The sequence below is a fragment of the Cellulomonas sp. PSBB021 genome (assembly GCF_002240455.1).
GTDB lineage: Bacteria > Actinomycetota > Actinomycetes > Actinomycetales > Cellulomonadaceae > Cellulomonas > Cellulomonas uda.
This window is the reverse complement of sequence record NZ_CP021430.1, coordinates 1135332-1158492: the sequence shown is the minus strand read 5'-3', so window position 1 is coordinate 1158492 and position 23161 is coordinate 1135332. Positions and strand designations below refer to the sequence as shown.

The 23161-nt window shown below is 74.2% G+C and carries 20 protein-coding genes and 1 tRNA gene; 15 read left to right on the top strand and 6 right to left on the bottom strand.

Annotation, left to right across the window (positions count from 1 at the left end; genetic code table 11):
* Window positions 1-44: 44 nt before the first annotated feature.
* Window positions 45-1694 (bottom strand): DUF349 domain-containing protein, encoded by a 1650-nt coding sequence (locus CBP52_RS05220; RefSeq protein WP_094180105.1) that lies wholly within the window; start codon window positions 1692-1694, stop codon window positions 45-47.
* Window positions 1691-2485, bottom strand: coding sequence for a peptidylprolyl isomerase (locus CBP52_RS05215; protein ID WP_369826303.1), 795 nt, complete (start codon window positions 2483-2485; stop codon window positions 1691-1693). The genes CBP52_RS05220 and CBP52_RS05215 overlap by 4 nt, the downstream gene beginning before the upstream one ends.
* 207 nt (window positions 2486-2692) lie before the next feature.
* Here CBP52_RS05215 and CBP52_RS05210 point away from each other — a divergent pair, with 207 nt between their 5' ends.
* From CBP52_RS05210 to aspS, 4 genes are all read left to right on the top strand, one after another.
* Window positions 2693-3421, top strand: coding sequence for an MBL fold metallo-hydrolase (locus CBP52_RS05210; protein ID WP_094180104.1), 729 nt, complete (start codon window positions 2693-2695; stop codon window positions 3419-3421).
* A 44-nt stretch (window positions 3422-3465) separates the two neighbouring features.
* Complete coding sequence (hisS, locus tag CBP52_RS05205) at window positions 3466-4845, top strand: histidine--tRNA ligase (RefSeq protein ID WP_094180103.1); 1380 nt, start codon at window positions 3466-3468, stop codon at window positions 4843-4845.
* Between the two features lie 92 nt (window positions 4846-4937).
* A complete protein-coding gene (locus CBP52_RS05200) occupies window positions 4938-5966 on the top strand; it encodes an Rv2578c family radical SAM protein (protein WP_094180102.1) in 1029 nt (342 codons plus the stop codon).
* 121 nt (window positions 5967-6087) lie between these two features.
* Window positions 6088-7872: an aspartate--tRNA ligase gene (gene aspS / locus CBP52_RS05195; RefSeq protein WP_094180101.1), complete on the top strand. Its 1785-nt coding sequence runs from the start codon at window positions 6088-6090 to the stop codon at window positions 7870-7872.
* 102 nt (window positions 7873-7974) lie between these two features.
* Here the strand turns inward: aspS and CBP52_RS05190 are convergent, their stop codons facing one another.
* Window positions 7975-8316, bottom strand: coding sequence for a hypothetical protein (locus tag CBP52_RS05190; RefSeq protein WP_094180100.1), 342 nt, complete (start codon window positions 8314-8316; stop codon window positions 7975-7977).
* A gap of 19 nt (window positions 8317-8335) precedes the next feature.
* Complete coding sequence (locus tag CBP52_RS05185; RefSeq protein WP_232514662.1) at window positions 8336-10570, bottom strand: MMPL family transporter; 2235 nt, start codon at window positions 10568-10570, stop codon at window positions 8336-8338.
* A gap of 139 nt (window positions 10571-10709) precedes the next feature.
* Between CBP52_RS05185 and CBP52_RS05180 the strand changes: the two genes are divergently transcribed.
* The 10 genes from CBP52_RS05180 to CBP52_RS05135 all read left to right on the top strand — a co-directional run bounded on the left by CBP52_RS05180 (window position 10710) and on the right by CBP52_RS05135 (window position 21199).
* Window positions 10710-12107, top strand: a complete 1398-nt coding sequence (locus CBP52_RS05180; protein ID WP_094182177.1) for a replication-associated recombination protein A — start codon at window positions 10710-10712, stop codon at window positions 12105-12107.
* Between the two features lie 228 nt (window positions 12108-12335).
* Window positions 12336-12962, top strand: a complete 627-nt coding sequence (gene rpsD / locus CBP52_RS05175) for a 30S ribosomal protein S4 (protein ID WP_094180098.1) — start codon at window positions 12336-12338, stop codon at window positions 12960-12962.
* Window positions 12963-13104: 142 nt separating this feature from the next.
* On the top strand, window positions 13105-13473 hold the full coding sequence (locus tag CBP52_RS05170) for a DUF948 domain-containing protein (protein ID WP_094180097.1): 369 nt from the start codon (window positions 13105-13107) through the stop codon (window positions 13471-13473).
* The gene (locus CBP52_RS05165) at window positions 13473-13865 is read left to right on the top strand and encodes a hypothetical protein (RefSeq protein ID WP_094180096.1); all 393 of its coding nucleotides are present in this window, start codon (window positions 13473-13475) and stop codon (window positions 13863-13865) included. Before CBP52_RS05170 ends, CBP52_RS05165 begins: the two co-directional genes overlap by 1 nt.
* Window positions 13866-13954: 89 nt before the next feature.
* On the top strand, window positions 13955-16651 hold the full coding sequence (alaS, locus tag CBP52_RS05160; protein ID WP_094180095.1) for an alanine--tRNA ligase: 2697 nt from the start codon (window positions 13955-13957) through the stop codon (window positions 16649-16651).
* Window positions 16651-17277 carry a Holliday junction resolvase RuvX gene (gene ruvX, locus CBP52_RS05155; RefSeq protein ID WP_094180094.1) on the top strand — a complete coding sequence of 209 codons (627 nt, stop codon included), beginning with the start codon at window positions 16651-16653 and terminating at the stop codon, window positions 17275-17277. The genes alaS and ruvX overlap by 1 nt, the downstream gene beginning before the upstream one ends.
* A complete protein-coding gene (gene mltG, locus CBP52_RS05150; protein ID WP_094180093.1) occupies window positions 17274-18509 on the top strand; it encodes an endolytic transglycosylase MltG in 1236 nt (411 codons plus the stop codon). The genes ruvX and mltG (CBP52_RS05150) overlap by 4 nt, the downstream gene beginning before the upstream one ends.
* Window positions 18510-18605: 96 nt before the next feature.
* Complete coding sequence (mltG, locus tag CBP52_RS05145) at window positions 18606-19775, top strand: endolytic transglycosylase MltG (protein WP_094180092.1); 1170 nt, start codon at window positions 18606-18608, stop codon at window positions 19773-19775.
* Window positions 19772-20638 (top strand): shikimate dehydrogenase, encoded by an 867-nt coding sequence (locus CBP52_RS05140; protein ID WP_094180091.1) that lies wholly within the window; start codon window positions 19772-19774, stop codon window positions 20636-20638. Before mltG (CBP52_RS05145) ends, CBP52_RS05140 begins: the two co-directional genes overlap by 4 nt.
* A gap of 75 nt (window positions 20639-20713) precedes the next feature.
* Window positions 20714-21199: a DUF1269 domain-containing protein gene (locus tag CBP52_RS05135; RefSeq protein WP_094182176.1), complete on the top strand. Its 486-nt coding sequence runs from the start codon at window positions 20714-20716 to the stop codon at window positions 21197-21199.
* 60 nt (window positions 21200-21259) lie between these two features.
* Here the strand turns inward: CBP52_RS05135 and CBP52_RS05130 are convergent.
* Window positions 21260-21333 (bottom strand) — tRNA-Leu (locus CBP52_RS05130).
* A gap of 163 nt (window positions 21334-21496) precedes the next feature.
* Between CBP52_RS05130 and CBP52_RS05125 the strand changes: the two genes are divergently transcribed.
* A complete protein-coding gene (locus CBP52_RS05125) occupies window positions 21497-22120 on the top strand; it encodes an ANTAR domain-containing response regulator (protein WP_232514760.1) in 624 nt (207 codons plus the stop codon).
* A 63-nt stretch (window positions 22121-22183) separates the two neighbouring features.
* Here CBP52_RS05125 and CBP52_RS05120 read toward each other — a convergent pair whose 3' ends face one another.
* A complete protein-coding gene (locus CBP52_RS05120; protein ID WP_094180090.1) occupies window positions 22184-22957 on the bottom strand; it encodes an endonuclease/exonuclease/phosphatase family protein in 774 nt (257 codons plus the stop codon).
* Window positions 22958-23161 lie beyond the last annotated feature (204 nt).

Genomic DNA, 23161 nt, shown 5'->3' with positions numbered 1-23161 from the left:
CGCCCTCCGGCGGCGTGCGCGCGCCTGTGGACAGACGCGACCGGTCAGCCGCGCGCGTCCTGCGCGGCGCGCTGCACCTGCTCGAGCCAGGCCCGACGCGCGTCGAGCGCGGCCTGCGCCTCGTCGATGCGGCGCTGGTCCTTGGCGGCCTTCGCCTTCTCCAGGTCGGCCTCGAGGCCCGCGATCGCCTGCTCGAGCTGCGCGGCCGCGCCCTCGGCACGCGCGCGCGTCTCGGGGTTGGACCGCGTCCACTGCTTCTGCTCCGCCTCGCGGATCGCGGTCTCGACCGCCCGCAGCCGTCCCTCGACGCGCTGGATGTCGGCACGCGGCACCTTGCCCGCGGCCTCCCAGCGGTCCTGGATGCCGCGGATCGCCGCCTTCGCCGCGCCGAGGTCCGTCACGGGGAGCAGTGCCTCGGCCTCGACGAGGATGGCCTCCTTGACCTCGAGGTTCGCCCGGAACTCCGCGTCGGTCGCCGCGTTCTGCGCGTCACGAGCCGCGAAGAACGCGTCCTGCGCCGCGCGGAACCGCGCCCACAGCGCGTCGTCGTCGGCACGGCTCGCGCGGCCCGCGCTCTTCCACTGCGTCATGAGGTCGCGGAAGGCACCCGCGGTCGCGCCCCAGTCGGTGCTCGACTGCAGCCGCTCGGCCTCGTCGACGAGGCGCTCCTTGGCGGCCTTCGCCTGCGCGTTCGACTGCTCGAGCTGCGCGAAGAAGTGCCGACGCTCACGGTCGAACGTGGTGCGCGCGTGGCTGAACCGCTTCCACAGCGCCTCCTCGGTCGGCCGGTCCAGCCTCGGGCCGGAACGCTGCGCGTCCTTCCACTGGTCGAGGAGCGCCCGCAGCTGCTCACCCGCGGGGCGCCACTGGATGCGGCCGGGGTCGGTGGCGGCGATCCGCTCGGCCTGCTCGACGATCGCTGTGCGGGCCTCCACCGCCGCCGCGCGGGCGGCCTGGCGCTCGGCCTCGGCCTGGGCGCGGCGCTCGGCGGCGACGCCGCGCAACGCGTCGAGACGCGCGCGCAGCCCGTCGAGGTCGCCCACCGCGGCCGGCTCGGCGGTCTCCTCCGTGAGCTTGGCGAGCGTCTGGTCGATCTCCTTGACCGACAGGTCCGTCGCCCCCAGGCGCGCCTCGAACAGCGCGACCTTCGCCTGCAGGTCGAGGAACCGGCGCACGTACAGCGCGAGCGCCTCCTGCGCCGTCGCGCCCGGGAACTGGCCCACGACGCGCTCACCCGACGCCTCGCGCACCGTCACGGTGCCCTCCGCGTCGACCGAGCCGAACGTCGCGGCGTGCGCGGCCTCGGCGGCATCGACCGGAGGCACCGGTGCGACGGCCGGGCCGGCCGCCGCGGGGGCGGCGGGCGTCGCGACCGGGGGCCGGGGGAGCGGACGGGCGCTGGGCTTGACCGAGGCCGGCGTGGGCCGCGGCGTCGGAGCCGGAGCGGCGCCGGCCTCCGGAGCGGCGGTCTCGTCGGCTGCGGGCTCGACAGGGGTGTCGTCGGTGGGCGCCGCCTCGGTGACGGGTGCCTCGTCGGATGCCGCCTCGTCGGCCGGCGCGTCGACGACCTCGGCGGGCTCGGGCGTCGCGTCCACGTGCGTCTCGGCTTCGGGAGCGTCCTGCTGCGGCGTCTCGACCTGCTCGGCGGCGGCGTCGGCCGTGCTCGGGGCCGACTGGTCCGGGGTCTGCGTCACTGGATCTTCACTCCCTTGATGATGACGTCGGACACGGGAGAGCCGTCGGTCGACCCGTCCGCAGTGCCCGCGTCGGCGATGGCCGTGACGACGTCCAGACCGGACGTCACCTTGCCGAACACGGTGTAGCCACCCGCCCCGTCGGACGGGATCCTGCTGTCGTCGTAGACGATGAAGAACTGCGAGCCCATCGAGCTGCCGTTGCCGCTCTGCCGCGCCATGGCGATGGTGCCCGCGGGGTACTGCTCGTCGGCGGGGGCGTTCTCGACCGGACCCCACGAGTACCCGGGTCCGCCCATGCCGGTGCCCTCGGGGTCGCCGCACTGCAGGACGTAGATGCCGTCCGTGGTGAGGCGGTGGCACTTCGTGCCGTCGAAGAACCCGTCCTGCGCGAGCGTCACGAAGTTGGCGACCGCCTGGGGTGCCGCGGCGCCGTCGAGGCTGATGCCGAGCGCGCCCTGGCCGAGCGTGATCTCGCCGGTCCACGTGCGGTCCTCGGCGAGCGCCGGGGCGGGGACGAGGTCGGAGTTCGTCGGCTCGCCGGTCGGTGCACCCGCGGTGGCGGCCGGCGAGACCGGATCGGTCGGGGACCCGGCGGTGTCGTCGGACCCACCGGCGACGACCGCGGCGACGACGCCGATCACGACGACCAGCGCCCCGACGACCGCCCCCGCGACGATGCGCTGGCGGCGCTGGCGCGCCTTGGCCTCGGCCTGCCGTGCCTGCCACTTCTCGAACCGGCGGCGCTCGTACTCGCGCTCGCGCTTGTTGGACACCCGCTTGTTGGACACCCGCACTCCTCGCGTGACTGTCGATGCACCGTACGAGCGGACGTCTCCCGCACCGTCGCACAGTGGAACCCCGGACAGTCTAGGCAGGTGACAGGGGTGTGCGATCCGCACGCCGCGCGCTGGGACGGCGTCCGGGTGACACGCGCTGGTCCCGGCGCCTGCGGCGCGCGTCGCCCGGCCGTCCGCGGGGCGTCTAGCCTGCCTCTCGTGGAGCTCCTGACGGTCCTGTCCCCGGTGTTCGGTGCCCGCACGAGCGTGCTCGTCGCGGACGACGGTGCGTGCGTCGTCGTGGACGCGGGTGCGCTCGTCGCCGACGCGGTCGCGTCGCTCGTCGAGGAGCGGGGCCTCGCCCCGCAGGGTGTGCTCGTCACCCACGGCCACGCGGACCATGTGTGGGACGCCGGACCGCTCGCACGGCGGCTCGGCGTCGCCGTGCACGTCCACGCGCGCGACGCCTACCGGCTCGCGGACCCGTTCGGCACGCTCGGCGTGCTCGGGGGAGCGTCGCACGACCCGGCCGGCCCGCTCGCGCAGGCCCTGGCCGCGGTCGGGGCCGACCCGGCGGCGTTCGAGCGTCCGGACGACCTGCGGCCGTTCGGCACGCCACGCGGTGCGGCCCTCGACGACGCGGGGGAGCGCGACGAGGACGTGCGGCTCGAGCTCGGGTCGATCGCCGTCGTGGCCCGGCACGCGCCCGGCCACACCGAGGGCTCCACGCTCTACCTCGTCGACGGCCTCGCGTTCACGGGCGACGTGCTGTTCGCGGGGACGGTCGGGCGCACCGACCTGCCGGGCGGCGACCCGGCGGTCATGACCCGCACGCTGCGGGACGTCGTCGCGCGCCTCGACCCGGCGACGCAGGTCGTGCCGGGGCACGGCCCGACGAGCGAGATGCGTCGGGAGCTGGCGACCAACCCGTTCCTCGCGGCGCGCTGACCGCACCGCGCCGAGCGGGTGCGCGCGTCTGGGAGGATCGGGGCATGGCGCGACCGACACCCCTGTCCGGATTCCCCGAGTGGCTGCCCGAGGGGCGCATCGTGGAGCAGCACGTGCTCGACGTCCTGCGGCGCACGTTCGAGCTGCACGGGTTCGCGGGCATCGAGACGCGGGCGGTCGAGCCGCTCGACCAGCTGCTGCGCAAGGGCGAGACGTCCAAGGAGGTGTACGTGCTGCGCCGGCTCCAGGAGGAGCCCGACGCGGCGCCGGAGCGCGCGGGCCAGCTCGGCCTGCACTTCGACCTCACCGTGCCGTTCGCGCGGTACGTGCTGGAGAACGCCGGCCACCTGGCGTTCCCGTTCCGCCGCTACCAGATCCAGAAGGTGTGGCGCGGCGAGCGGCCGCAGGACGGCCGGTTCCGCGAGTTCGTGCAGGCCGACATCGACGTCGTCGGCGCGGGGTCGCTGCCGTACCACTACGAGGTGGAGCTCCCGCTCGTGATGGCGGAGGCGCTCACCGCGCTGCGGGAGATCGGGCTGCCGCCCGTGCGCATCCTCGTGAACAACCGCAAGGTCGCCGAGGGGTTCTACCGCGGGATCGGTCTGACGGACGTCGAGGGCGTCCTGCGCAGCATCGACAAGCTCGACAAGATCGGCGCGGACGCGGTGGCCGGGCTGCTGGTCGCGGAGACGGGCGCCGGCGAGGACCAGGCGCGTGCGTGCCTGAGGCTCGCCGGGATCAGCGGGACCGACGAGGACGTCGTCGACCGGGTGCGGGAGCTCGCCGCCGAGGTGGGCGCGCAGCACGAGCTGCTCGACGAGGGTCTGGCCGAGCTCGGGCAGCTGGTGCGCGCGGCACAGGACCGAGCCCCCGGCGTCGTCGTCGCCGACCTGAGGATCGCGCGCGGGCTCGACTACTACACGGGCTCCGTCTACGAGACGGTGCTCGTCGGGCACGAGCAGCTCGGTTCGATCTGCTCGGGGGGCCGGTACGACACGCTCGCGTCCGACGGGGCGACGACGTACCCGGGTGTCGGCCTGTCGATCGGCGTCTCGCGGCTGGTGTCGCGCCTGCTGGGGGCCGGTCTCGTGCGCGCCACGCGTGCGGTGCCGTCCGCGGTGCTCGTCGCCGTCGCCACAGAGGAGGACCGGCACCGGTCGGACGCGGTCGCCTCCGCGCTGCGCGAGCGGGGCATCCCGGTCGAGGTCGCGCCGTCGGCTGCGAAGTTCGGCAAGCAGATCCGCCACGCGGACCGCCGGGGGATCCCCTTCGTGTGGTTCCCCGGGCCCGCCGAGGCGGGAGGGACCGCGGACGAGGTCAAGGACATCCGCTCGGGCGAGCAGGTGCCGGCGGACGCCGCGACGTGGTCGCCGCCCGCGGAGGACCTGCTCCCGCGCGTGGTCGCCGCGTCGGCGCAGGACTGAGCGCACCCCGCACCGGCCGTCGCCCGGCCGTGACCGACCGGACGTGACCGTCTGGTCTTGATCGACGTGCGTACGTGTGTTCGAATCGACGCGTGCGGTGGGACGGTCAGAAGCTCGAGCACGACGCCGACGTGCTCCCCGGGCTGGAGCTCGCGGGACTCGTGCGGACGGTCCGCACGCCCGAGTTCGCGGGCGTCACGTTCCACGAGATCCACGCGCGGACGGCGCTGTCGCACGTGCCCGCCGCGTCGCAGGTCCCGTTCCGGTGGACCGTGAACCCGATGCGCGGCTGCCTGCACCGGTGCGTGTACTGCTTCGCGCGGGGCACCCACCGGTACCTGGACCTCGACGCGGGCGAGGACTTCGACACGCAGATCGTCGTCAAGACGAACGTGGCCGACGTCCTGCACGTCGAGCTCCAGCGGCCCTCGTGGACCCGCGAGCACGTCGCGCTGGGCACCAACACCGACCCGTACCAGCGGGCCGAGGGTCGCTACCGCCTCATGCCGGGCGTCATCGACGCGCTGGTCGGCTCGGGCACGCCGTTCTCGATCCTCACGAAGGGCACGCTCCTGCGCCGTGACCTGCCCCTGCTCGCGGACGCGGACGTCTCCGTGTCGCTCGCGGTGTCCGTCGCGGTCCTGGACGACGAGCTGCAGCAGCGACTCGAGCCCGGCACGCCGACCGCGCGCGCCCGGCTCGACCTCGTGCGCGCGATCCGCGACGCGGGGCTGCCCGTGCACGTCATGGTCGCCCCGGTGCTGCCGTGGCTCACGGACTCGACCGACCACCTCGACCGCCTCTTCGCGCAGGTCGCACAGGCCGGTGCGCAGCGCGCGACCGTCCTGCCGCTGCACCTGCGGCCCGGCGCGCGCGAGTGGTTCACCGCGTGGCTCGAGCGCGAGCGTCCCGACCTCGTCGCGGCGTACCGCCGGGTGTACGGGGACGGGTCGTACGCGCACCGGGAGTACCGGCAGTGGCTCACGCGGCGGGTGGCCCCCCTGCTGGCCCGCCACGGACTCGACCGTCCCGACGGTCAGGCCGCAGGCGGCCTGCGCTGGGGGCGTCGCGAGGCGCTCGCGCACGACGCCGCCGCCCAGGTGCAGCCCAGCCTGTTCTGACCGCACGAGCCGCGGGTGCCGGCCGCGGATATCCGGGCGGGCCGGGGCGTCGCGCGCAACTATGATCGTCGGGGCTCCCCAGGGGGCCGCAGACCCCGATCCCTGAACCGAAGGACCTTCCGTGCTGCGCACCCACACCGCCGGCTCGCTGCGGGCCGAGCACATCGGCTCCACCGTCACCCTCACGGGCTGGGTGGACCGCCGGCGCGATCACGGCGGCGTCGCCTTCGTGGACCTGCGGGACGCGTCGGGGATCGCCCAGGTCGTGATCCGGGACGAGGCCGTGGCGCACGGTCTGCGCTCGGAGTACGTCCTGCAGGTCACCGGAGAGGTCGGCCGTCGGCCCGAGGGGAACGAGAACGCGAACCTCGCGACGGGTGAGGTCGAGGTCGTCGCGACCGAGGTCGTCGTCCTCAACGAGTCCGCGCCGCTGCCGTTCCAGGTCTCGTCGTCGCTCGACGAGCAGGTGGGCGAGGAGGCACGGCTCAAGCACCGCTACCTCGACCTGCGTCGTCCCGCTCCGGCGCGCGCGCTGCGCCTGCGTGCCCAGGCCAACCGTGCCGCTCGCGCCGTGCTCGACGCGCACGAGTTCGTCGAGATCGAGACGCCCACGCTCACGCGCTCGACCCCCGAGGGTGCGCGTGACTTCCTGGTGCCCGCGCGCCTGTCGCCCGGCAGCTGGTACGCGCTTCCGCAGTCGCCGCAGCTGTTCAAGCAGCTCCTCATGGTCGCCGGCATGGAGCGCTACTACCAGATCGCCCGCTGCTACCGCGACGAGGACTTCCGCGCCGACCGGCAGCCCGAGTTCACGCAGCTCGACGTCGAGATGAGCTTCGTCGAGCAGGACGACGTGATCGCGCTGGCCGAGGAGGTGCTGGTCGCGCTGTGGCGCCTGGTCGACGTCGAGATCCCGACGCCGATCCGCCGGATGACGTTCGCCGAGGCGATGGAGAAGTACGGGACCGACAAGCCGGACCTGCGCTTCGGACTCGAGCTCACCGAGCTCACGGAGTACTTCCGCGACACCCCGTTCCGGGTGTTCCAGGCGCCGTACGTGGGCGCCGTCGTCCAGCCGGGTGGTGCCGCGACGCCGCGCCGCGGGTTCGACGCGTGGCAGGAGTGGGCCAAGCAGCGCGGCGCCAAGGGCCTCGCGTACGTGACGGTCGGCGAGGACGGCGAGCTCGGGGGGCCGGTCGCCAAGAACATCACCGACGACGAGCGCGCCGGGCTCGCGGCGGCCACGGGGGCGCAGCCCGGTGACGCGATCTTCTTCGCGGCGGGCAAGCAGTCCGAGGCCCGCGCGCTGCTCGGTGCCGCGCGGCTCGAGATCGGCCGCCGCGGCGGGCTGATCGACGAGTCGCAGTGGTCGTTCGTGTGGGTCGTCGACGCGCCGCTGTTCAAGCCCACGGGCGAGGACGACGACGTCGCGGTCGGCGGGGGCGCCTGGACCGCGGTGCACCACGCGTTCACGTCGCCCACGCCCGAGTGGATCGACACGTTCGAGCAGGACCCGGGCCAGGCACTCGCGTACGCGTACGACATCGTCTGCAACGGCAACGAGATCGGCGGCGGGTCGATCCGTATCCACCGCCGCGACGTGCAGCAGCGCGTCTTCGAGGTCATGGGCATCGGCCCGGACGAGGCGCAGGAGAAGTTCGGCTTCCTGCTCGACGCGTTCCAGTTCGGCGCCCCGCCGCACGGCGGGATCGCGTTCGGCTGGGACCGCATCGTCGCGCTGCTCACCGCCTCGGAGTCGATCCGCGAGGTCATCGCGTTCCCGAAGTCGGGTGGCGGCTACGACCCGCTGACGCAGGCGCCTGCGCCCATCACGCCCGAGCAGCGCCGTGAGGCGGGCGTCGACGCGAAGCCGAAGGCGGCCGCCCAGGTGGCCGAGCCGTCCGCCTGAGCCGCGCGCCCTGGACGACGGGGCCCGGTCCGTCGACGACGGCCGGGCCCCGTCGTCGTCGTGGTGACCGTCCGGCGCCCTCCAGCGCCCCGTGCAGCCTCCTCACCACCGGGTCGGGGGCGGCCCGGCGTCGTCGGAGAACGAGGCGTGCCGGGTGGGTGGCTCGACCGCGGGTACGGTCGGTGGCGGCGGTCGGCGTGCAGCACGCAGCGCGCGGCGGGTGCTCCACCAGCAGGCGGCGGCGAGTGCTGGTGTCGACAGCAGCGCGGTGAACCACGAGAGCGCGTCGCCCGACTCGGGGCTGGACGCACCCGACACGACGTAGCGCACGTAGGCCATGAGGACGACGAACCCGGCGACGGACGCGGCCGTCCACGCGACGATCGCCGTCGGCGAGCCTGCGCGCGGTGGTCGTGACGACGTCCCGGCGCTCGGGTCGGTCACCGGCATCGTCGTCCCGCTCTCAGTGCGTGATCGCCAGGCGCGCGTGCACGCGCCTGGCCCACCGCGGTGCCCACCAGTTGGCCTCGCCGAGCACCGTCATCGTCGCGGGGACGAGCACGAGCCGGACGACCGTCGCGTCGATGAGGACCGCGACGGCGAGCGCGAAGCCGACCTCCTTGATGACGAGCAGCTGCCCCGCCATGAAGCCGGCGAACACCAGGATGATGATCGCCGCGGCGGACGTGATGATCCGGCCGGAGCGCTGCAGGCCGAGTCGCACGGCGTCGTCGGTCGAGCGGCCCTGGTCGTGCAGCTCCTTGATGCGGGAGATCAGGAAGACCTCGTAGTCCATCGCGAGCCCGAAGCCGAACGCGAGGACGAGCGCGAGCACGTACGTCTCGATGCCGCCGGTCGAGATGAAGCCCAGCAGGTCGTCGAGATGGCCGTCCTGGAACGCCCACACGAGGACGCCCACGGACGCCGCGAGCGAGAGCGCGTTGGTCAGCAGGGCCTTGACGGGGAGCACGAAGGACCCGGTCATGAGGAACAGCAGCAGCAGGGTCGCGACGACGACGATGAGCACGGCGAGCGGGGCGTCCTCCTGGAGCGCCGCGACGAAGTCGATCTGGAACGCGGCCTGGCCCGTCACCCAGGTGGGGAACCCCGGGTCGAGCGACCGGATCTCGGTGACGACGTCGCGCGCGACGCTCCCGCCGGCGTCGGCGGAGTCCGGGCGGACGCCGATCACGACGTACGGACCCGACGCGGTGGGCGGGTCGACCGACGCGACACCGTCGAGGGCGGCGAGCTCCTGCGCCCAGGTGCCGCCGGCCTCGAGCGACGTCTCGGCGACGACCGTGACCGCGGGTGACGCCGCGGCGGGGTACTCGCGGGCCAGCGTCTCGACGAACTGCCGCTGCGTGCTCGCGGGCGGCAGGAGGCCCGTGGTCGAGCTGCGCAGCTCGAGGTGGGTGAGCGGCAGCGCGAGGACGAGCAGGACGAGCACGGCGCCGCCGAGGAACCGCCACGGGTGGCGCTGCACGCGCTCGGCGAGCCGCGAGAACGCGCCCTCCTCGCTCGCGGTGTCCACGGTGCGGGCGAGGACCGCGCGCACGCCGGGGACGCGGGACAGCAGCCCCGGGCGCAGGAGACGTCGGCCGGTGAGCGTCAGGAGCGCGGGGACGAGCGTGAGCGCGGTGGCGACCGCGATGAGCACGACGGCCACGCCACCGGCGCCGATGGCCCGCAGGATGTCGGGGCTGAACACCAGGAGCGCGCTGATGGCGATCGCGACGGTCACGGCGGAGAACGCGACCGTGCGCCCGGCGGTCGCCATCGTGCGCTCGACGGCGGCCGCGACGGCGCCGTCGCCGCGGCGACGCCGTGCTGCCCGTCCGCCGTCGTCGTCGACGAGGCGGTGCAGCTCCTCGCGGAAGCGCGACACGATCAGGAGTCCGTAGTCGATCGAGAGGCCGAGACCGAGCACCGTGACGACGTTGACGACCGACGAGTCGACGTCCATGACGTGGCTGAGGCCGAGCACGGCGGCGAGCCCGCCCGCGATCGAGGCGAGCGCGCCGGCCATCGGCATCGCGGCGGCGAGGAAGCCGCCGAAGACCAGCACCATGACGACGAGCGCGAGTGGCAGCGTCACGGCCTCACCGGTGCGCAGGTCCTGGCGGACCTGCGAGGTGATCTCCTGCACGATCAGCCGTGACCCGCCGACGACGCCGGTGGCGTCGGGTGCGACCTCGCGCAGGTCGTCCGGCACCCGGTCCAGCCGCCGGACCACCGCGTCGAGCGCGGCGTCGCGTTCCGTCGGCCGCAGCGCGGGGTCCAGGTCCACGACGACGAGGAACCCGTCGCCCGACCGCGCGAGCAGCGGCGCGGCCGCAGGGTTCTCGACCCCGCCGGGCAGCGCGACCGGGTCGATCACGGACTCGACACCGGGGATCGCCCCGAGGTCGCGGCGTGGGGCCTCGAGCGCGGCGCCGAGCCCCGTATCGGTGGGGTCCACCCCCGAGACCACGAGCGTGACGGACGTCCCGCCGTCCTGCGACGCGTAGAGCAGGTCGCGCCCCTGCACGCTCTCGGAGCGCGGGACGGTGGGCTCTCCAGTGCTCACGCGGTCGAACACGGACTCGCCCTGGACACCGACGACCGCGAACGCGTAGCCGAGCGCGGCGAGGGCGAGCCACACGACGACGACGGTGCGGGGACGGTGCGCGACGAGGCGGCCGAGTCGGGCGAACACGGCGCCATGGTCGCAGGTCCTGGGACGGGCGCGCACACCAGCGCGCCGCGCTGTGGACGAGGGGGTGCCGGCGCGCGACCCCGAGCGTCGGCCGGCGGACCCGCCCGGACGCGTGGGCGCCGCGACGTACGCTGCGCGCATGGACCTGTTCGACGCGGTCAGCTCGACGGCCGCCGGCGTCCCCGCGCCGTCGGCGGGGGCTCCCCTCGCCGTGCGGATGCGCCCGCGCTCGCTCGAGGAGGTCGCCGGCCAGTCGCACCTGCTCGTCCCCGGGTCGCCGCTGCGCCGGCTGGTGGAGCCCGCGGGGGACTCGGAGGGCCGGGCCGCGCCGTCGTCTGTCGTGCTGTGGGGCCCTCCGGGCACGGGCAAGACGACGCTCGCGTACCTGGTCGCCGCGACGTCGGGCCGCCGGTTCGTCGAGCTGTCCGCGGTGACGGCGGGCGTGAAGGACGTGCGGCAGGTCGTGGAGGACGCGCGGCGCCGGCTCGCCGCGGGCGGGGACGAGACGGTCCTGTTCATCGACGAGGTGCACCGGTTCACCAAGGCCCAGCAGGACGCGCTGCTGCCGAGCGTCGAGAACCGGTGGGTCACCCTCGTCGCGGCGACCACGGAGAACCCGTCGTTCTCCGTGAACTCGCCGCTGCTGTCGCGCTCCCTGCTGCTCACCCTCCAGCCGCTGGGGGTCGAGGACGTGCGGGCGCTCGTGCGGCGGGCGGTGGCCGACGAGCGTGGTCTCGCCGGGAGCGTCGAGCTCGCCGAGGAGGCCGAGGAGCACCTGCTGCGGCTGGCGGGCGGCGACGCGCGCAAGGCGCTGACGATCCTCGAGGCCGCCGCGGGCGCGGCGCTGAGCGACGACGAGCGCGTCCCCCCCACCGACCCGGACACCGCTGGTCAGCCGGTCCCCGTGCCGGTCGACCTGGCGACCGTCGAGCGCGCGATCGACGTCGCGGCGGTGCGCTACGACCGGGACGGCGACCAGCACTACGACGTCATCAGCGCGTTCATCAAGTCGATGCGCGGCTCGGACGTGGACGCCTCGCTGCACTACCTCGCGCGGATGATCGCCGCGGGGGAGGACCCGCGGTTCATCGCGCGGCGCATCGTCATCGCGGCCGCCGAGGACGTCGGCATGGCGGACCCGAGCGCGCTGCAGACCGCGGTCGCCGCGGCGCAGGCCGTGCAGCTCATCGGCATGCCCGAGGCGCGGATCGTGCTCGCCGAGGCGGTCGTGCACCTCGCGACGGCGCCGAAGTCCAACGCGGCGTACGTGGGGGTGGACCGTGCGCTGGCGGACGTGCGGGCGGGGCGCCTCGGTCCGGTACCGACGCACCTGCGCGACGCGCACTACCCGGGTGCGAAGCAGCACGGCCACGGTCAGGGGTACGTGTACGCGCACGACGAGCCGCACGGCGTGGCCGCGCAGCAGTACCTGCCCGACGAGCTCGTCGGCTCCCGGTACTACGAGCCGACCGACCGCGGGTACGAGCGCCAGGTCGCGGACCGCCTCGACCGGATCCGCCAGATCCTCGGGCCGTGACGCACCTCCCAGGGGCGGATTCGTCGTGGCGTGCTCCCGCCGGGTAAGGTTGACCGGTCATGTGCGCCGCCGTGCCTTCGGCGGGCGTCGTGCAGGACCACCCTGGGGCCTTAGCCAGGACGCCGCGGCGGCAGCAGAGCGCGGTCGCGTCCCTCGAAGGTCGGCCCCACGCCGACGGACCACCGTCCGTCGGGCGTGACGTCAACGAACACGACAGGAAGTACAGCTGTGAGCAGTGTGACCCGTTCGCGCCGCCAGGTCCGCCTGAGCCGCGCCCTCGGCCTGGCCCTGACGCCCAAGGCCGTCAAGCACTTCGAGAAGCGCCCCTACCCGCCCGGTGAGCACGGCCGCGCGCGTCGCCGCACCGAGTCGGACTACGCGGTCCGTCTGCGTGAGAAGCAGCGTCTGCGCGCGCAGTACGCGCTCCGCGAGAAGCAGCTCGCGCGTGCGTACCAGGACGCCCGCAAGGCCCCGGGCCTGACCGGTGAGGCGCTCGTCGAGATCCTCGAGACGCGTCTCGACGCGCTCGTCCTGCGCTCGGGCTTCGCCCGCACGATCCTGCAGGCGCGCCAGGCCGTGACGCACCGTCACATCCTCGTCGACGGCAAGATCGTCGACCGCCCGTCGTTCCGCGTGAAGGTCGGCCAGACCATCCAGGTCAAGCCGAAGAGCCAGGCGACCACGCCGTTCCAGGTCGCCGCCGCGGGCGCGCACCGCGACGTGCTGCCGGCCGTCCCGGGCTACCTCGACGTCCAGCTCGAGAAGCTGTCGGCCGTCCTGGTCCGCGACCCGAAGCGCGCCGAGGTCCCCGTGACCTGCGAGGTCCAGCTCGTCGTCGAGTACTACGCCCGCTGACGCAGCTCGCACCACGTCACGGAGCCCCGTCGCGCGACCTGCGCGGCGGGGCTCCGTCGTGCTCCGCCGACGCGGACGCCCGGGTGCGTGCTCGCGCACGCCGCACGGGTAGGGTGCAACAGTCATCGAGGAAGGACGAGGGATGTCGGTCTCAGACGTCGCGGGGCTGGTCGCGGCCATCGCCTTCGTGCTGCTCGTGGGCCTGCTCGCGGTCCCGCTGCTGAAGCTGGGGCGTGTGCTGGACGAGACGCGCAGCTCGGTCAAGGAGCTCACGGACCACACCGTGCCGGTGCTCGACGAGGCGGCCCAGCTCGTCGCGTCCTCGAACGGCCAGCTCGACAACGTCGACAAGGTCACGACCGCCGCCGCGCAGGTGTCGCAGAACGTGTCGGCGCTCACCGCGCTGTTCGCGGCCACCGTCGGGGGCCCGATGGTCAAGGTCGCCGCCTTCTCGTACGGCGTGCGACGCGCGTTCGGCGGGTTCGCCGCCGGGGCGCGCAAGGTCCGCTGATGCGCCGGCTGTTCTGGGTCGGCGTGGGCGTCGCCGTCACGGTCGTCGTGGTCCGCAAGGGCCGGGCGGTCGCCGAGGCGTACCTGCCGCAGGGCACGCCCGAGGTCGTGGCGGGCGCGACGTCCCTCACGCGCGCGTTCGCGACCGCGCGCCACGAGTTCGCGGCCGGCATGGCGGAGCGTGAGACGCAGCTGCGCCGAGAGCTCGTCGGCGACGTGGACGTCGACGAGGTCCGCGCCGGGGCCGGCCGGCGTGCCGCCGAGCTGCGCTCCGCGTGGGACGACGCGCGTGGCGGTGCCCGCCGTGGCCCGCAGCGCGAGCGGCGCGTGCCGCCCGGCTGGGCCGGACCGCTCGACGACCCGGACGACGACGCCGACGCGTCGTTCTTCTGACCGGACCAGACCCCACAGACCCCGGCCGCGCTCGTCGCGCGGCAGCACCCCCGGGCCGCCAGGCCCACCGTCACGACCCCGAGGACATCATGCGTACCGCCGAGATCCGCCAGCGTTGGCTCGACTTCTTCTCCGCCCGCGGCCACGCGGTCGTGCCGTCGGCCCCGCTCATCTCGCCCGACCCGTCGACGCTGTTCGTGATCGCGGGCATGGTGCCGTTCATCCCGTACATGCTCGGGGAGCAGACGCCGCCGTGGCCGCGCGCCACCAGCGTGCAGAAGTGCGTGCGCACCCTCGACATCGAGGAGGTCGGCAAGACCACCCGGCACGGCACGTTCTTCCAGATGAACGGGAATTTCTCCTTCGGGGACTACTTCAAGGAGGGCGCGATCACGTACGCCTGGGAGCTCGTCACGGGCAGCCAGGCGGACGGCGGGTACGGCTTCGACCCCGACTCGATCTGGGTGACGGTCTTCCACGACGACGACGAGGCCGCAGCGCTCTGGAAGCGGATCGCGGGCCTGCCCGACGAGCGCATCCAGCGCCGCGGGATGAAGGACAACTTCTGGTCGACGGGCGCACGTGGCCCGGCGGGCCCGTGCTCGGAGATCTACGTCGACCGCGGTCCGCAGTACGGCGCGGAGGGCGGCCCGGTCGTGGACGAGGACCGGTACCTCGAGATCTGGAACCTCGTGTTCATGCAGTACGAGCGCGACAACGGCGGCACCAAGGAGTCGTTCCCGATCCTGGGCGACCTCAAGCAGAAGAACATCGACACCGGCATGGGCCTGGAGCGCGTCGCGTACCTGCTGCAGGGCGTCGACAACCTCTACGAGATCGACCAGGTGCGCCCGGTGATCGACGGCGCGGTGCAGATGTCGGGCCGCCGCTACGGCGCGGACCACGACGACGACGTGCGCATGCGGGTGGTGGCCGACCACGTCCGCTCGGGCCTCATGCTGATGGGCGACGGCGTGACGCCGTCGAACGAGGGCCGGGGCTACGTGCTGCGCCGCCTGCTGCGCCGCTCGATCCGCGCGATGCGCCTGCTGGGCGTGGACGACCCGGCGCTGCCGGTCCTGCTCCCCATGAGCCGCGACGCGATGAGGGACTCCTACCCGGAGCTCGAGCGCGACTTCGACCGCATCAGCCAGGTCGCGTACGCGGAGGAGGAGGCGTTCCGCCGGACGCTCGCGGCGGGCACGACGATCCTCGACACCGCCGTCGCGGGCGCCAAGGCGAGCGCACCTGCCGAGACCGGCGCGCGTCCCGTGCTCTCGGGCGCCGACGCGTTCCAGCTGCACGACACGTACGGCTTCCCGATCGACCTCACGCTCGAGATGGCGGAGGAGCACGGCGTCGACGTCGACCGCGAGGCGTTCCGCACGCTCATGGCGGAGCAGCGCTCGCGCGCCCGCGCCGACGCGCTCGCCAAGCGCGCGGGGCACGCGAACCTCGCGGCGTACCAGGACCTGCACCAGAGCCTCGCGTCGGAGACGGCCAAGCCCGTGACGTTCGTCGGGTACACCGACGCGCAGGCGCGCTCGACGGTCGTCGGGCTGCTCGTCGACGGCGTGCCCGCCCCCGCCGCGACGGCTCCCGCGGACGTCGAGGTGGTGCTGGACGTCACCCCGTTCTACGCGGAGGCCGGTGGCCAGCAGGCCGATCACGGCACGATCGTGCTGGACAACGGCGCGCGCATCGAGGTCGACGACGTGCAGGCGCCGCTCAAGGGCCTGTCGGTGCACCACGGTCGGCTCGTGGACGGCACGGTGACGCTCGGCGAGCCGGGTACCGCGTCGATCGACACCGGCCGGCGGCAGGCGATCGCTCGTGCGCACACCGCGACGCACCTGGTGCACAAGGCGCTGCACGAGTCGCTCGGCGAGTCCGCGACGCAGGCCGGCTCGCTGAACGCGCCCAGCCGGCTGCGCTTCGACTTCCGCTCGCCGTCCGCGACCCCGGCCGACGTCGTCGCCGAGATCGAGGCGCGCGTCAACGAGCGCCTGCAGGACGACCTCGAGGTCACCGACTCAATCAAGCCGATCGACGAGGCACGCGCGATGGGTGCGATGGCGCTGTTCGGCGAGAAGTACGGCAACGAGGTGCGGGTCGTGTCGATCGGCGGCGACTGGTCGCTCGAGCTCTGCGCGGGCACGCACGTGCGCCGGTCGGGCGAGCTGGGCCTGGTCACGCTGCTGTCGGAGTCCGCGATCGGCTCGGGTGTGCGGCGTGTCGACGCGCTCGTCGGCGCGGGCGCGTACGGCTACCAGGCCAAGGAGCGCGCGCTCGTCGGCCAGCTCTCGGGTCTGCTGGGTGCGCGGCCGGACGAGCTCGCGGAGCGCGTCTCCGGGCTCATGACCAAGCTCAAGGAGTCGGAGAAGGAGCTCGCCGCGCTGCGTCAGGCACAGGTCCTCGCGCTGGCCGGCTCGCTCGCCTCGGGCGCCGAGCAGGTCGGCGTGACGCGCGTGGTCGCGTACGACGCGGGGGAGCAGTCGCCCGACGACCTGCGCACCCTGGTGCTCGACGTGCGGTCGCGGCTCGGGGACTCGGCACCGAGCGTCGTCGCGGTCGGTGGCGTCGCCAAGGGCCGCCCGGTCGTCGTCGTCGCGACGAACGCCGCGGCGCGTGAGGCCGGCCTCCGGGCGGGTGCGCTCGTCCGCACGGCCTCGCAGGTCCTCGGTGGTGGCGGCGGCGGCAAGGACGACCTCGCGCAGGGCGGCGGCTCGGACGCCGACCGGCTCACCGACGCGCTCGCCGCGGTGCGGACCGCGGTCGCGTCCTGATGGCGTACGCGCCGTCCGGCGCCCCCGGGCACGGGACTCCCGGCCCGGGGACGCCGGACGACGTCGCGCACGACGCGCTCGCGCGGGGTCCGCGGCTCGCGGTGGACGTGGGTACCGTCCGGGTCGGCCTCGCGGCCAGCGACCCCGACGGGATGCTCGCGACGCCCGTGGAGACGCTCGTCCGCGACGGTCGCACCCGTCCGGGGCGGCTGCCGAAGGACCTCGCCCGGGTCGTGCGAGAGGCGCGCGAACGTTGTGCGAGGTGTGTGTACGTCGGGTTGCCACGCCACCTTTCGGGGGCGGAAAGCTCGTCCTCACACTCCGCGCGCGCGTACGCTGGCACACTGGCGCAGGCCGTCGCACCGATCGAGGTGCGGTTGGTCGATGAGCGGATGAGCACGGTGTCCGCGCATCAGGCGCTGTGGGCGTCCGGCCGATCCGGGCGCCGCCACCGCGACGTGGTCGACCAGGCCGCCGCGGTGGTGATCCTGCAGTACGCGTTGGACGCCGAGCGTGCGACGGGACGTCGTCCCGGAGAACGGGTCGAGGTGGACCCGTCGCTCGGCCCGACGGGTCAGGGGGCTGTGGGCGACGCGACGGACGACGGTGGAGCGACGCGGACGTGACGGGCAGCCAGACGCAGTGGTGGACGACGGACGGGGCTCCGCCCCGGGTCGCCACTCCCGCGCCCGACCCCGCGGCCGGCCCCGCGTCCGACCGCGCGTCCGACCGCGCGCCCGACCACGCGGCCCGGACGCAGCCGCCGTCGCGCCGGGACCGCCGCTCGGGCCGTGACCGGCAGGAGCGCGAGCGTCAGGAGGGGCGGCGCCGCACGCTCGTCGTGACGCTCGTCGTGCTCGCCCTGCTGGGCGGTGCCGGCTACGTCGTGGCCTCGCTGCTCGCGGGCGACGACGAGCCCGCCGGCACGCAGGCGGTGCGCAAGGTCTCCGACTTCTCGGGACCGGGCCACGGCTCGGTGCGGGTCACGATCGAGGCGGACTCCGGTGCGGCCGCGATCGGTGCGGCGCTCGTCGAGGCCGGTGTGGTCGCCGACGCGGACGTGTTCGCCGAGGTGTACACGTCGCAGGACGCGGGCGAGATCGCACCGGGTACCTACGAGCTCGCGCTCGAGATGAGCTCCGCCGACGCGGTCGCGGCGCTGCTCGACCCGGCGAGCAAGGCGTCCCTGACGGTGACGCTCCCCGAGGGGCTGGCGTCGTGGCAGATCCTGGCGAAGGTCTCCGAGAAGACGACCATCCCGCTCGCGGACCTGCAGGCGGCGGCCCAGGACCCGGAGGCCATCGGTCTGCCCCCGCAGGCGGGCGGCAAGGTCGAGGGGTGGCTCGCGGCCGGCACGTACGAGGTCCCGTCCGACGCCGGCGCGGCGAAGGTGCTCGGCCAGCTCGTCGCGCGCACCGTCAAGGACCTCACCGACCGCGGGGTCGACCCGGACGTGTGGCAGTCGGTGCTCACCAAGGCCTCGCTGGTCCAGCGGGAGATGACGGTGGACTCGACGCGTGCGACGTTCGCCCGGCTCATCGAGAACCGGCTCGAGAAGGAACGGCCGCTCGAGATCCCGGCGACGGTCTCCTACGGCGCGGGGACCACGTCCCCGCCGACCGAGGCGATGCGCGCCGACACCGGCAACCCCTACAACACGTACGTGGACCTCGGTCTGCCGCCGACGCCGATCGCGACGCCCGGCGCAGCCTCGCTCGACGCGGTGCTCGCGCCCGCCGACGGCGACTGGCTGTTCTGGACGATGGTCGACGCCGAGACGGGCGAGACGGTGTTCGCGGTGACGTACGACGAGTTCCAGGAGATGGTCGCGCAGATCGACGCCGCGAAGGACGAGTGAGACGACGAGCAGGACGACGGCCGTGACGTGGGCTCGCCCCCATCCCGGACCGGCAGACCCGACCGTGCAGACGGCCGACGATGGGGAGAACCCGACGTGAGCGAGAGTCAGACCGAGTGGTGGGCCCCCGCACGCCCGGACGGCGGCGAGGCGCCGCAGGCTCGTGCCACGCGCCGCGACAGCCGTGACCGCCGCAAGCAGGCGCGCGTGCGCAAGGCGCGCCGGCGTCGCACGACATGGGTCGTGCTCGTCGTGCTCGTGCTCGTCGGCGGGGCGGGCTACCTCGTCTGGTCGATGCTCGGCGACATGCTGGGTGGCGACTCCAAGGTCGCGACGGCGACGGACTTCCCGGGCCCGGGACACGGCTCCGTGGAGATCCAGGTCAACCCCGGCGACTCGGGGCAGGCCATCGGCCAGACCCTGAAGGACGCGGGCGTGGTCGCCTCCGTGGGGGCGTTCGTCGATGCCTACGACGCGACGCCCGGTGCGACCGGCATCCAGCCCGGCACGTACTCGATGCTGCTCGAGATCCCTGCGGCGGACGCCGTGACGGCCCTGCTGAACCCCGCGACGCGCGTCGAGGAGAAGCTGGTCGTGCCCGAGGGCAGGCGCGCCTCGCAGATCCTCGCGCTGGTCGCCGACGCGCTCGGCACGTCGGTGGAGTCCGTCGAGAAGGTCGTCGGCGACGGGTCCGCGATCGGCCTGCCCGCGCAGGCGGACGGCGAGCTCGAGGGGTGGCTGTACCCCGCGACGTACGCGATCCAGCCCGACGACGACGCGGCCGGCGTCCTGACGGCGATGGTCACCAAGACCGTGCAGGTGCTCACCGACCTCGGGGTGCCCGAGGACCAGTGGGAGACCACGCTCATCAAGGCGTCCCTGGTGGAGCGTGAGGGCAAGCTCGACGACGACCGCCCCAAGATCGCACGGACGATCGAGAATCGCCTCGCGCAGGACTGGCGCCTCGACATCGACGCGGCCGTCGCGTACGGCGCGGGCGTCAAGGGGACCGAGCTGACGAAGGCCATGCTCGAGGACACCTCCAACCCGTACAACCTGCGCCGGCTCAAGGGTCTGCCGCCGACGCCGATCGCGTCGCCGGGGAAGGCGTCCATCAGCGCCGTCATGCACCCGGCCGAGGGCGACTGGATGTACTGGTGCACGGTGAACCTCGAGACCGGCGAGACGTGGTTCAGCGTGACCGAGGCCGAGCACGGGCAGTGCGTCGCGGCGATGAACGAGTGGCTCGCCGAGAACCCGCAGTGAGCACGACGCAGGTCGTCCGACGCCGCGCCGCCGTCCTGGGGCACCCCGTCGCTCACTCGTTGTCGCCCACGTTGCACCGGGCCGCGTACGCGGCCCTCGGTCTGGACGACTGGGCCTACGAGGCTCGCGACGTCACGGAGGCGCAGCTCGAGGGGTTCGTCGCGGGGCTGTCCGACGAGTGGGCCGGACTCAGCCTGACGATGCCGCTCAAGCAGACGGTCATCCCGTTGCTCGACCACGTCGAGCCGCTCGCACAGGTCGTCGGGGCCGTGAACACCGTGCTGCTGCAGGGCACCGGGTCCGGCCGGTCGCTCGTCGGCGCGAACACCGACGTGCACGGCCTGGTCGCCGCGCTGCGCGAAGGGCTCGTCCCGGGGACCGCGGTGCGGGACGCCGTCGTGCTCGGTGCCGGCGCGACCGCCTCGTCGACCCTTGCCGCGCTCGCCGAGCTGGGCTGCACCACCCCGCGTGTGCTCGTCCGCTCGGTCGCGCGTGCCGGCGCGCTGCTGCGCGCGGCGCACCGCATGGGCGTCGAGCCGGTCCTGCGTCCGCTCGACGACGCGCCCGCCCTCGGGCTCGCCGCGGACGTCGTCGTCTCCACGCTCCCGCCGCGCGCGGCGGACGCGATCGCCGAGCGCCTCGACCGAGCGCCCCGCGGGGTGCTGCTCGACGTCGCGTACGACCCGCGACCCACGGCCCTGCACGCGCGGTGGGTGACGCTCGGTGGCGTCGCGGTGGGCGGCGAGCGGATGCTGCTGCACCAGGCCGCCGAGCAGGTCCGTCTCATGACCGGGCACCCGGGCCCCGTCGCGGCGATGGACCGCGCCCTGCGGTCCGCGTTGGAGATCACCCCCGCGGGGTGATGGCACGCCATGGGCCGCGCGCCGACGATGGCGACCGTCGGGGTTGGACCGACATGGACCGGCACGGAGGTCGCGATGACGACGTTCACGGCGTGGAAGTTCGAGACCGACGACGGCGCGGCCAAGGCCGTCGTCGCGCTCGAGGCGGCGCAGACCGACGGCCTGGTGACGCTCGTCGACCACGCCGTGATCAGCTGGCCGCAGGGTGAGCAGCGCCCCGAGCTGCACCACGCGCGGGACGACACGAAGCGCGGCACGGCGTGGGGTGCGTTCTGGGGTCTGCTGTTCGGCGGGCTGTTCTTCGCCCCGCTGCTCGGCGCCGCGGTCGGCGCGGGAGTGGGTGCCGTCGCGAAGTCGGTCGCGGGGATCGGCATCGCTGAGGAGGACCTGGAGAGCATCCGCTCGCAGCTCACCGAGGGGACGTCGTTGCTGGGCGCCGTGACCGAGGGCGCGGACATGGACCGCCTCGGCGAGCGGCTGCGGCAGCTCCAGAGCAGCACGCTCGTCGCGACGAACCTCACCGACGCGGAGCGCTCGCTGTTGCTCGAGACCTTCGGCTGACGGCGTCGGCCGGGTCGCAGGTGCGTCCCGGGTGCGGGACGTGGTCGTGCTCTCGTGCGGTGCCCCGAGTGGGATTCGAACCCACACTGGATCGGGTTTGAGCCGAACGCCTCTGCCGGTTGGGCTATCGGGGCCGGTCGCCAGCATATCGGCGCATGTCCTCGACTCGGACGGCGCCCGGCCGCGCGTGAACGGTGTCACACGGCGCGCGCGCGGTGCGAGCGGACCGCGGGCCATTACGCTGTGTCCGTGACCAAGGACGCCAGCACCGACCCCGCCCAGGCGAGCTCCGACGCCGTGGACCTCCCCGACACGGGCTCCGCGAGCGCGCCGACGGGCGCGCGCCCGGCGCGGCGTGCCGTCGTCGCCGAGGACGAGGCGCTCATCCGCATGGACGTCGTCGAGACGCTGCGCGACGGTGGGTTCGACGTCGTGGGTGAGGCCGGGGACGGCGAGCAGGCGGTCGCGCTCGCGACCGAGCTGAAGCCGGACGTCGTCGTGATGGACGTCAAGATGCCGGTCCTCGACGGGATCTCCGCGGCCGAGCGGATCGCCAAGGAGCACGTGGCCCCCGTGGTGCTGCTCACGGCGTTCTCGCAGACGGAGCTCGTCGAGCGGGCGCGCGACGCCGGCGCGATGGCGTACGTGGTCAAGCCCTTCAGCCCGGCCGACCTGCTTCCCGCGGTCGAGATCGCGATCTCCCGGTACGCGCAGATCAGCGCGCTCGAGTCCGAGGTCGCCGACCTGGCGGAGCGGTTCGAGACCCGCAAGCGCGTGGACCGGGCCAAGGGCCTGCTCATGACGAAGATGGGGCTGACGGAGCCGGAGTCGTTCCGGTGGATCCAGAAGACCTCGATGGACCGGCGCCTGACGATGCGCGAGGTGGCCGACGCGGTCATCGAGCAGGTCGGCGGCGCCTGACCCCCGCACTCCACGACGTCCCCGTCGCGACGGCTCCGGCCGGCCGCGGCGGGGACGTCGTCGTCAGGGGGCCGGGGGCCCGAGGCGCACGTCGACGACGAGCGCGCGGTGGTCGGACAGGCCGGTGTCCACGCTGCGGCCGGGGCCGGTCGGGTGGACGTCGCCCTCGGCGAGGACGTGGTCGATCTGTGCGGTGGGGGCGTGCACCGGGTAGGTCGGTGCGTCCGCGAGCGAGCGCAGGCCGGTCGCGGCCCGCGCGGTCGCGGGGCCGACGTTGAGGTCGCCCAGGACGACGAGCGGGCGCGGCAGGTCCGCGAGCTCACGCGCGAGGTGCCGCGCCTGGACCGTGTTCTGCCCCGCGAGGAACGACAGGTGCACGCACGCGACGGTCAGCGGCCCGTCCGGCGTGTCCAGCACCCCGACGAGCGCGGCGCGCGGGTGGTCGTGGTGCGGGCGCGGAAGCCTGCCGGGGCGTCGGGTCCAGGTCACGCCCGGGCGCCGGGGGAGCCGCACCGTGCGCCAGTCGAGCACGGGGAAGCGGGACACCAACGCCACCCCGTACGCGGCACCCCGCGGCGCCGCCTCGTCGCGCGGCTCGCGCCACAGACCCACCGGGCCACGCAGGGTGACGGCCAGGCGCGCGTCGCGGGCGCCGGCGGCCTGCGCGGCGACCGCGGTGAGGTCCGTTCGGCCGGAACGCAGCTGACGGTGGTCGACCTCCTGGAGCGCCAGCACGTCGGCGTCGAGGTCGCGGACCGCGCGGGCGAACCGCGCGACGTCGACGCGGCGGTCGTCGGCCGTCCGGCCGTGCTGGACGTTGAAGGTCGCGAGTCGCACGGGTCGATTCTGCTCGGCGGCGGGCCGGCGCGCGCGGCACGCGGTGTCTTCGGTGGCGAGATCAGCCGTCTCGCCTCGCGGGCAGGGCCGTTCGAGTGATCCGTTTCATCACGACTTGGCAACGAAGCGATGCGCGATCTTGGCGGACACATTCCGGATACAAACCATGGTTACCGTCGCGTCACGTTGTACGGGAACCGGACT

Bases quoted from the DNA above. Each gene is read 5' to 3' on its own strand.
- CBP52_RS05170 (WP_094180097.1), top strand. From the start codon at position 13,105: ATGTCGGTCTCAGACGTCGCGGGGCTGGTCGCGGCCATCGCCTTCGTG.
- CBP52_RS05165 (WP_094180096.1), top strand. From the start codon at position 13,473: ATGCGCCGGCTGTTCTGGGTCGGCGTGGGCGTCGCCGTCACGGTCGTC.
- hisS (WP_094180103.1), top strand. From the start codon at position 3,466: ATGGCGCGACCGACACCCCTGTCCGGATTCCCCGAGTGGCTGCCCGAG.
- alaS (WP_094180095.1), top strand. From the start codon at position 13,955: ATGCGTACCGCCGAGATCCGCCAGCGTTGGCTCGACTTCTTCTCCGCC.
- ruvX (WP_094180094.1), top strand. From the start codon at position 16,651: ATGGCGTACGCGCCGTCCGGCGCCCCCGGGCACGGGACTCCCGGCCCG.
- CBP52_RS05180 (WP_094182177.1), top strand. From the start codon at position 10,710: ATGGACCTGTTCGACGCGGTCAGCTCGACGGCCGCCGGCGTCCCCGCG.
- CBP52_RS05135 (WP_094182176.1), top strand. From the start codon at position 20,714: ATGACGACGTTCACGGCGTGGAAGTTCGAGACCGACGACGGCGCGGCC.